Source organism: Desulfosarcina sp., assembly GCF_033791525.1.
In the GTDB taxonomy this organism is placed as follows: domain Bacteria; phylum Desulfobacterota; class Desulfobacteria; order Desulfobacterales; family Desulfosarcinaceae; genus Desulfosarcina.
The window spans coordinates 1-9,202 of record NZ_JASJGN010000055.1; the positions used below are offsets into that span (position 1 = coordinate 1).

The following is a 9,202-nucleotide window of genomic DNA, read 5'->3' on the forward strand; positions in this document are numbered from 1 at the left end:
GGCACTCGGGCACCAAAGTCCGAACGGCTTCATTTGCCAATGCGTCCGGCAAATGAAATAACAGAATTTAGCACCAGAGCAAAGTTCCTTTCGGATAGGTGGCCATTCGTGGCCTGAAAAAGCTTTTTACGAATCCGTCAACAGTTAGGTCGCTTCGCCTTTACCCGCCTGGGCCTGAACCATCGTGATGGCAATCAGGTCCACCACGCTCTCCACCTCCGAATTGCGCTGCAGCACGTTAAACGGTCGGTCGATGCCCATCAGCAGAGGGCCTACCACCTTGGCCCCGCCTAAACGGTTCATCAGTTTGTAGGCGATGTTGCCCGATGCCAGGTCCGGAAAGATAAGGACGTTGGCGGCCCGTCCCATTTGGTGGAATGCAAAATCCCTGTCCAGAATACTTGCCGTCACGGCCGTATCGGCCTGCATCTCCCCGTCAACCCACAGGTCGGGCTTTTTCTCCCTTACCAGATCAACGGCACGAGCAATCCTCATCGTATCTTGATTGCGCACACTGCCGAAATTGGAGTAGGAGAGCATGGCCACCCGCGGCACCATATCGAAAAATTCGGCCATCTCGCCGGCCAGAATGGCGGTTTCAGCCAAATCTGAAGCATCCGGATGGACGTTGACCGTCGCATCGGCAAAAAGCAGGGTGCGGTTTTTCTGAATAACCAGGTAAAGCCCGGAAACACGCTCTACACCCGCACGGCGGTGGATCACCTGGAGCACCGGCCGAATGGCATTGGGATAGGACTGGGCGATACCGTGAACCTGCCCGTCCACCAGCCCATCCCGCACCAGCATCGCACCAAAAATATAGGGGTTGTTCAATTGAGAGCGCGTCTCGGCCAGAGACCAGCCCTTGCGTTGCCGCAGGCCATACAGTGTGTCGGTGAAGGCCGCCACATGAGGGTTATGGCGGTGGTCCATCATTTCAATACCGTCCAGTGAGATGTGCATGGCCTCGGCCTCCGAACGGATGGCTGCCGGGTCTCCCAACAGCAGCGGCTGCGCAATCCCTTCTTTGGCGACATAATGGGCCGCCCGGATGATCACGGGGTGGTCCCCTTCGGGCAGCACGACACGCTGCGGATTCCGCTGTGCCCGGAAAATGATTTTGCGCATGATTTCCCGTTCGGGTCCCAGACTGGCCTCCAGACGCTGGAGATAGACCGCCTGCTCGGGCAGCGATGTACGGGCGACGCCGCTGCTGACCGCCGCCTGGGCCACGGCCGGCACTACCTTGAGCAGTACACGGGTATCCAGCGGTTTGGGAACGATGTAGTCGGGGCCGAACCGGATGGGCTTGCCGCCATAGGCGCGGATCACGGCGTCCGGCACATCCTCTCGGGCCAGTTCGGCAAGGGCATGCACGGCGGCCACTTTCATGGCCTCGTTGATTTCGGTGGCCCGCACGTCCAACGCTCCGCGAAATATATAGGGGAACCCCAGCACGTTGTTGACCTGGTTGGGAAAATCCGAACGGCCGGTGGCAACGATGGCGTCCGGCCGGGCGGCTTTGGCCTCATGGTAGTCGATTTCCGAATCGGGGTTGGCCAGGGCAAAGACGATGGGCTTGGGGTTCATCCGTTTGAGCAGTTCCGTGGTGAAGGCACCTTTCACCGACAAACCCACGAGCATGTCTGCACCCGCTAACGCATCCGCCAGGGTACGTGCGTCCGTGTCGCAGGCCAGTTCCCGTTTGTAAGGGTTCATGCCGGCCGTTCGTCCCTGATAGATGACCCCGCCGGAATCCAGCATGACCAGGTTGCCGGGGGAAACCCCCAGTTGGATATAAAGCTTCCCGCATGCAATACCTGCCGCCCCGGCCCCGTTGATGACAACACGCAATTCCTGTATGCGACGATCGGTTAGGGTTACCGCGTTCAACATGGCGGCCGCGGAAATGATAGCCGTACCATGCTGGTCGTCGTGAAACACGGGAATGGACATCTGCGCCTTCAGCTGTTCTTCGATATAGAAGCAATCCGGTGCCTTGATGTCTTCCAGATTGATGCCGCCGAAGGTCGGTTCCATCAGCCTGACGGTGCGGATGAAGTCATCTGGATCGGTGGCGTCCAACTCGATGTCAAACACATCGATGTTGGCAAACCGTTTGAACAGGACGGCCTTTCCCTCCATGACCGGTTTACCGGCCAGGGCGCCGATATTGCCCAGGCCCAGTACAGCCGTCCCGTTGGTGATCACCGCAAGCAGGTTTCCCCGGTTGGTATAATCGTAAGACGTATCCGGATTGTCTTTGATTTTCAGGCAGGGCGCCGCCACACCGGGGGTGTAGGCCAGGCTGAGGTCGGTCTGGCTGAAAAAAGGCTTGGTGGGAACCACCTCGGTTTTTCCCGGACGCGGTTCGCGATGGTAGCGCAGCGCCTCTTCATCGTAGGACGACATGACAGCCTCCTTGGGTCGGGACAAACACCGGCTTTAAGATAATAAATTTGGACGGTGATAATGCTCGTCGATGTATGACTTATTCGCCTTCCTCGCTCTGCCTTGCCACGATCATTATCTGGAATTCGATTGCGGATCAGGGATGCGGCATCAGCGGGTCGTATTGTGCTTCAAACCGGGTGATATCCGCCTCGTATTGCAGGGTCAGGTCGATATTGTCCAACCCGTGCAGCAGCTGCTCTTTTGCCGCTGCGTCGATTTCAAAATTGAAGGTGCGTGGTGACGGTGCATGAAAGACGATGCGCTGGGCAGGCAGGTCCGCCGTTGCCGTCAATCCGGTGTGCGCGGCCACCATGTTGAACACCTCATTTACATCTGATTCCGAGAGTTCGATGGCGAGCATGCCATTTTTGGTGGTGTTGTTTCTAAAGATGTCGGCAAACCCGGGCAGCCGTTTGCCGTCCACCGTCTTCGAAGGGGCGATGACGACCCGGTAACCGTCTTGGACCAGAGCCCAGACTGCATGCTCCCGGCTGGAACCGCAGCCGAAGTTGTTGCGCGTCACAAGAATGGAACGTCCTTCGAAGCGAGACTGGTTGAGTTCGAAATCCATATTGAGCGCGCCGTCAGACAGGTAGCGCCAGTCAAAAAAGGCACTGGGCCCGTAGCCGGTGCGTTTGATCGATTTGAGAAATTGCTTGGGGATGATGGCGTCGGTGTCTATATTGGCCCGGTCCAGCGTGGCCACGATGCCGGTATGATCGATAAAGGGGTCCATGGTATTTCCTTTGTTTGAAAGATGACGGATTCGTAGAAGCCCGAGATCTGCGTTACGCTTCATTTCTCGTCACTGCGGCGTACCATAAGTACGCTGCCTACGGCACCCGCGATAGCGGTATTCTCTAAATTCGCAATCCTTGATCTCGGGCTTTTTACAAATCCGTCTAAAATGAGACTTTTAACGACTTCATCAAAGATGACGGTTCCTTATAAATTCCGATATCTGGATTGGGTTGCATCCCTCGTTACTGTGGCGCACGGAAATTAAGCTACCTACGATTCGAGCCATTGACGAATGTCGACAAATTTTCCGGCCACGGCTGCCGCCGCCGCCATTTCAGGACTGACCAGGTGGGTGCGTCCACCTTTTCCCTGACGGCCTTCAAAATTGCGGTTGGAGGTGGAGGCGCAACGTTGTCTGGGCTGCAGTTGATCGGGGTTCATCCCCAGGCACATGCTGCATCCGGCATAGCGCCATTGTCCACCGGCGGCCTTGAAAATCCGGTCCAGCCCTTCGGCTTCGGCCTGCATGCGAACCTGATGGGACCCGGGAACCACCAGCAATTCGATGTGGTCGGCCTTCTTGCGTCCATCCAGAATGGCGGCTGCCTGCCGCAGGTCTTCAATCCGTGAATTGGTGCAACTACCGATAAAGACCACATCCAGGGGCACATCGGTGAGCTTTACCCCGGGGGTCATTCCCATGTAGGCCAGAGCATTTTTTACATCCGAAGGACTGTATCCCCTGGCACTTTCCGGAGAGGGGACCGGCTGGCCCACATCTATAACCATCCCGGGGTTGGTCCCCCAGGTGACCTGAGGTTCGATGCGACTTGCGTCGATGGTCAAGGTTTGATCAAATCGGGCATCCGCATCGCTGGGCAGGCTGCGCCAGTGAGCCAGCGCCTTGTCCAGGGCCTTGCCGGTGGGTGCATAGGCACGCTTTTGGCCGGTGATATAGGCGATGGTGGTGTCATCGGGGGCGATCATGCCGGCCCGTGCACCGGCCTCGATGCTCATGTTGCAGATCGTCATGCGCCCTTCCATGGAGAGGGCGCGGACCGCTTCACCGCCATACTCCAGGACATGCCCTGAACCGCCGGCGGTGCCCATGGTGCCGATCATCTTGAGTACCATATCCTTGGCCGAGATGTGTGGACCGGGGCGGCCGGTGAATTTCACATGGTAGGTGCGCGGTTTTTTCTGGATGAGTGTCTGGGTGACCAGGACGTGCTCCACCTCGGAGGTGCCGATGCCGAAGGCCAGCGCGCCGAAGGCACCGTGGGTGGAGGTGTGCGAATCGCCACATACGATGGTGAGGCCCGGCAAGGTGATCCCCAGTTCCGGACCGATGATATGAACGATGCCCTGCCGATCATCACCCAGACCGAACAGCTTGACACCGAATTCATCGCAGTTTTGCTGCAGTGCATCCACCTGGGCTTTGGAAATGGGGTCCTTGATTTCCATGCGATCCTCGGTGGTGGGTACGTTGTGATCCATGGTGGAGAAGGTCAGGTTCGGCTGTCGAATCTTTCGACCCGCTTCCCGCAATGCTTCAAATGCCTGCGGACTGGTCACCTCGTGCACCAGGTGGCGATCGATGTAGAGCAGACAGGCACCATCCGGCAGTTCCCGCACCACATGGGGCGCCCAGATTTTTTCGAACAATGTTTTACCCATGGCGTCATCTTTCTTTTTAAGGTATGGCTTTTGGGGGCTGGCTCCTTCCGGTAATGTTCAGGATCCATTAAAATGACGTCATGGCCGCTGAAAGTCAAGGCAATGGCGCGCCTAATTGCTTGCCTTTTATCAAAGACAGATTATTTTTCCTAAATACGGCGGGTGGGCGATGATTTGCTGTCCTGTTCTTCGGAATGCGTGTCAGGCGAATCGGCTGAACCCAACATAGCATTGAATTCATGCCCCTGCGCCTCAACCCGGCACCTAAGGGAACTGCCGTTGTAATCACACAGAAGGGAAACGCAGCTATGAAAGGCACGGAACTGGTCCTCAAAGCGCTGATCGACAATGGCGTGAAATTTATTTTCGGTTACACCGGCGGCGCCATCATGCCCATTTTCGACGAAATGGAAAAACAGGACGCATTAATCTTCATCATGTCGCGGCATGAACAGGGGGCGGTCTTTATGGCTCAGGGTATATCGCGCGCTTCCCTATCCACATCCGACCCCCGAACCGGTGTCTGCATGGCTACGTCCGGTCCCGGTGCCATGAACCTGGTCACCGGCATTGCCGACGCCAACATGGATTCGGTGCCGGTGCTGGCCATCACCGGTCAGGTCCCCACCGGTGTCATCGCAACGGACGCGTTTCAGGAGAGCGATGTGGTGGGGGTGATGATGCCGCTGACCAAACAGACCTATATGCCGCTTAGCGTCGATGAAATCGAAACCACGATTCATGAGGCCATGTATGTGGCCTCAAGCGGTCGCGGTGGACCGGTGGTTGTCGACATCCCCAAGGATGTCCAGCTGCAGGAGACAGAGAACGTGTGTGAATTCGATGCCCGTTCCTGTGAGCCGCAGTTGCCCGGTTTTTTCTATCGACCGTCGGTGGATTTGGACAGTTTGAAGCAGGCCGTCGGGTTGATCAACCGGAGCGAGCGGCCCATCATCCTTTGCGGCCACGGCGTCATTTCCAGCAATACTGGCCCGCAACTGCAGGCCTTTGCGGAGCGGGCAAATATTCCGGTGGCCTTTACCCTGCACGGACTTTCAGCGCTGCCGGTGGACCATCGGATGAGCCTGGGCATGGTGGGCATGCACGGGACCGTGGAGGCCAACCGGGCCCTGATGAATGCCGATCTGATCATTTCATTGGGCATGCGATTCGATGACCGGGTGACCGGCAACCTGAAAGATTTCGCCCGTGAAGCAGCGGTGATCCATGTGGAGATTGATCCTTCCGAGATCGACAAGAACGTGAAGTCCTCGGTGGCCCTCAATACAGACGTGGCCCAGGCGCTCAATCTTCTGCACCGGGACCCTGCCCTGGTCTCTAAGCCGAGGACACGGTGGTTAGCTCAAATCGATGCCTTTCGCCTGGAAATTGCCGACCAGATTCAAAAAGAGATCGATGCGGGAATCGGCCGGGAGGGGCAATTGCTGGTAAAGACCATTACCAGCCGGTTGTCCCGCCTGACCCAGGGAAAGGACATCATTGTGGGAGACGTGGGGCAGCATCAAATGATTCTGGCCCGCTTTTACAACTTTCAGACCGTCAACAGCTGGTTTACCTCTGGCGGTGCCGGAACCATGGGATGCGCCCTGCCCATGTCCATCGGCGTGAAGCTGGCCAGGCCGGATGAACGGGTCTGGTCGGTGAGCGGCGATGGCGGGTTCCAGATGAATATCCAGGAACTAGGAACGATCATGGAGCATGATATCGACGTTAAAATTCTGCTCATGAACAACGGATACCTGGGAATGGTCCGCCAATGGCAGACCCTGTTTTACGACGGCCGTTATGCCGGCACGCCAATGAAAAACCCCGATTACGGCGCCATCGCCGGTGCCTACGGCATCCCCTACCTGAAGGTCTCCGAACTGGACCAGGTGGACGATGCCATTCAAACGGCGGCCGACCACAAAGGGCCGTTTATGCTTGAGTTTATATGTGACCCCAGCGAGATCATTCTGCCCATGGTACCGGCCGGCGGCGGTTATAAAGAGATGATCGTCTCCATAGATTAAACAACAATTTCAGCGCATCCTTATATTGGGAGGATCTGATGACAACCACTGCCCTCATGAAGCGGCGGGCCATCCTGGCTTTTATGCTGGACCGGCCTGGCGTGCTCAACAAAATCGCCATGCTGATCCGCCGCAAGATGTACAACGTTGAAACCCTAACTGTCTGCAAGACCAACCAGCCCGGCACGAGTCGAATGACCATTACTCTTCGAGAAGACAGTGACGAAAAAATGCGTCAGGTCATCAAGCAGATTGAAAAAAGCACCGAGGTGATTTCCGCCAGGGAATTGGACATGAATGAAAGCTTCTGGCGGGAGGTGGCCATCGTCAAATTTGAAGCCGATGAGGATCGGATGGAAGTGTTGAAAAGAACGTACCAATTTGAAATACTCGATCGCCAGAATCATGAACTGTTCATCGTCCAGGTGACCGGCACATCTCTTTCTATCGATGAATTTTTGCAGGATGTCGGAGCTGACAGAATTATCGAAGTGGCGAGGTCGGGGTTCACCGCGATGGAGAAATAGTTTTTTCCTGAAATGGCATCTTTTGCCCCAGGCCTGCGTTCTCGCCCTGTTGAAGTCCTCGACGTAGCGCTGCTACGCCTGCGGTTTCAACAGTACTGCGGCCTTGGCCTGAATCAAAATCTACCATTTCTGAATAAAAACCACGCCAGACTTTGAGCTAAACCGTACCGTAAAAGGAGTAGCCATGGCAGAGAAGTTGAACAAATTCAGTTCGCGGATTACCGAGCCCAAATCCCAGGGTGCGTCCCAGGCCATGCTCTATGGCATCGGGATGAACGATGCCGATATGAAAAAAGCCCAGGTGGGTATCAGCAGCGTTTGGTATGAAGGCAACACCTGCAACATGCATCTGAACGACCTTGCCGCCAGGGTGAAGACCGGCGTGGAGGAGGCGGGTCTCGTCGGTCTGCGCTTCAACACCATCGGGGTCAGCGACGGGATTTCCATGGGCACCGAGGGGATGAGCTACTCCCTTCCGTCCCGAGACCTGATTGCCGACTCCATCGAAACGGTGATGCGCGCCCAATGGTATGACGCCAATATTTCTCTACCGGGATGCGACAAGAACATGCCTGGCTGTCTGATCGCCATGGCCCGGGTGAATCGACCTGCCCTGATGGTCTACGGGGGGACCATACGGGCCGGGGAGTTGGATGGCGTCAAGCTGGACATCGTCTCGGCCTTTCAAAGCTACGGTGAATATATGGCCGGCACCATCGACGAACAGCACCGGCTGGCCATCGTCAAAAAGAGCTGCCCGGGCGCCGGTGCCTGCGGCGGCATGTACACTGCCAACACCATGGCGTCCGCCATCGAAGCCATGGGCATGTCGCTGCCCTTCAGCGCCAGCCGGCCGGCCGAATCCGACCAGAAAAAAGATGAGTGCCGCCGGGCGGGTGAGGCGATCCTGCACCTGCTGAAGGCGGACATCAAGCCGCGGGATATCATGACCCGGGAAGCTTTTGAAAATGCACTGGTCGTCTTGACGGTCCTGGGCGGGTCGACCAATGCGGTGCTGCACCTGATTGCCATGGCACGGGCTGTTGACGTACCCCTGTCCATCGATGATTTCCAGCTGGTGAGCGACCGGGTGCCGCTGTTGGCGGACATGAAGCCCAGCGGAACCTACGTTCAGGAAGACCTGGACCGTATCGGCGGCATTCCGGCATTGATGAAGGTCCTGTTGGGCGAGGGGTTGCTGGACGGCCGCTGCCTGACCGTTACCGGCCGGACCGTGGCCGAGAACTTACAGGATGTGGCCGGATTCGAACCGGGACAGCGAATCGTTCGCCCCCTGGAAGACCCCATTCACCCCACCGGTCACATCCAGATCCTGCGGGGCAACCTGGCACCGGACGGTGCGGTGGCCAAAATTACCGGAAAGGAAGGCGTCGCTTTCAGCGGACGGGCCAATGTGTTCGATTCCGAAGAGGCGATGCTGAGGGCCCTGGAGGAGGGGCGGATCGTTAAAGGCGATGTGGTCGTGATCCGCTATGAAGGCCCCAAGGGCGGCCCCGGCATGCCGGAGATGCTAACCCCCACCTCGGCGATCATGGGGGCCGGTCTCGGAAAAGAGGTGGCGCTGATCACCGACGGTCGTTTTTCAGGCGGCTCTCACGGGTTCATTGTGGGGCATATCACCCCCGAAGCCCAGGAAGGCGGTTCCCTTGCACTGGTTCAAACCGGTGACATCATTACCATTGACACGGCAACCCACACGATCGATGTCGACATCGACCCGGCGGAGATGGCGCGCAGGCGCAAGAG

6 protein-coding genes and 1 pseudogene are annotated in these 9,202 nt (G+C 57.2%); 3 read left to right on the plus strand and 4 right to left on the minus strand.

Features of this window, described 5'->3' with window-relative positions:
- Nucleotides 1-144: 144 nt before the first annotated feature.
- From QNK41_RS22925 to leuC, 4 genes and pseudogenes are all read right to left on the minus strand, one after another.
- Nucleotides 145-1,128 (minus strand): phosphate acyltransferase, encoded by a 984-nt coding sequence (locus tag QNK41_RS22925; protein ID WP_413815107.1) that lies wholly within the window; start codon nt 1,126-1,128, stop codon nt 145-147.
- Between the two features lie 9 nt (nt 1,129-1,137).
- A pseudogene (locus QNK41_RS22930) lies at nt 1,138-2,412 on the minus strand (malic enzyme-like NAD(P)-binding protein); the annotation flags it as partial.
- A gap of 136 nt (nt 2,413-2,548) precedes the next feature.
- Nucleotides 2,549-3,190, minus strand: a complete 642-nt coding sequence (leuD, locus tag QNK41_RS02795; protein WP_319253527.1) for a 3-isopropylmalate dehydratase small subunit — start codon at nt 3,188-3,190, stop codon at nt 2,549-2,551.
- Between the two features lie 275 nt (nt 3,191-3,465).
- Nucleotides 3,466-4,875, minus strand: coding sequence for a 3-isopropylmalate dehydratase large subunit (leuC, locus tag QNK41_RS02800; RefSeq protein WP_319253528.1), 1,410 nt, complete (start codon nt 4,873-4,875; stop codon nt 3,466-3,468).
- Between the two features lie 308 nt (nt 4,876-5,183).
- Between leuC and ilvB the strand changes: the two genes are divergently transcribed.
- From ilvB to ilvD, 3 genes are all read left to right on the plus strand, one after another.
- Nucleotides 5,184-6,908: a biosynthetic-type acetolactate synthase large subunit gene (gene ilvB / locus QNK41_RS02805; RefSeq protein ID WP_319253531.1), complete on the plus strand. Its 1,725-nt coding sequence runs from the start codon at nt 5,184-5,186 to the stop codon at nt 6,906-6,908.
- 38 nt (nt 6,909-6,946) lie between these two features.
- Nucleotides 6,947-7,435, plus strand: a complete 489-nt coding sequence (gene ilvN, locus QNK41_RS02810; RefSeq protein ID WP_319253533.1) for an acetolactate synthase small subunit — start codon at nt 6,947-6,949, stop codon at nt 7,433-7,435.
- Between the two features lie 184 nt (nt 7,436-7,619).
- On the plus strand, nt 7,620-9,202 hold a 1,583-nt coding region (ilvD, locus tag QNK41_RS02815; protein ID WP_319253535.1), incomplete at its 3' end, for a dihydroxy-acid dehydratase.

Coding starts and splice junctions, on each gene's coding strand:
- ilvB (WP_319253531.1), top strand. CDS start 5,184: ATGAAAGGCACGGAACTGGTCCTCAAAGCGCTGATCGACAATGGCGTG.
- leuD (WP_319253527.1), bottom strand. CDS start 3,190: ATGGACCCCTTTATCGATCATACCGGCATCGTGGCCACGCTGGACCGG.
- leuC (WP_319253528.1), bottom strand. CDS start 4,875: ATGGGTAAAACATTGTTCGAAAAAATCTGGGCGCCCCATGTGGTGCGG.
- QNK41_RS22925 (WP_413815107.1), bottom strand. CDS start 1,128: ATGCGCAAAATCATTTTCCGGGCACAGCGGAATCCGCAGCGTGTCGTG.
- ilvN (WP_319253533.1), top strand. CDS start 6,947: ATGACAACCACTGCCCTCATGAAGCGGCGGGCCATCCTGGCTTTTATG.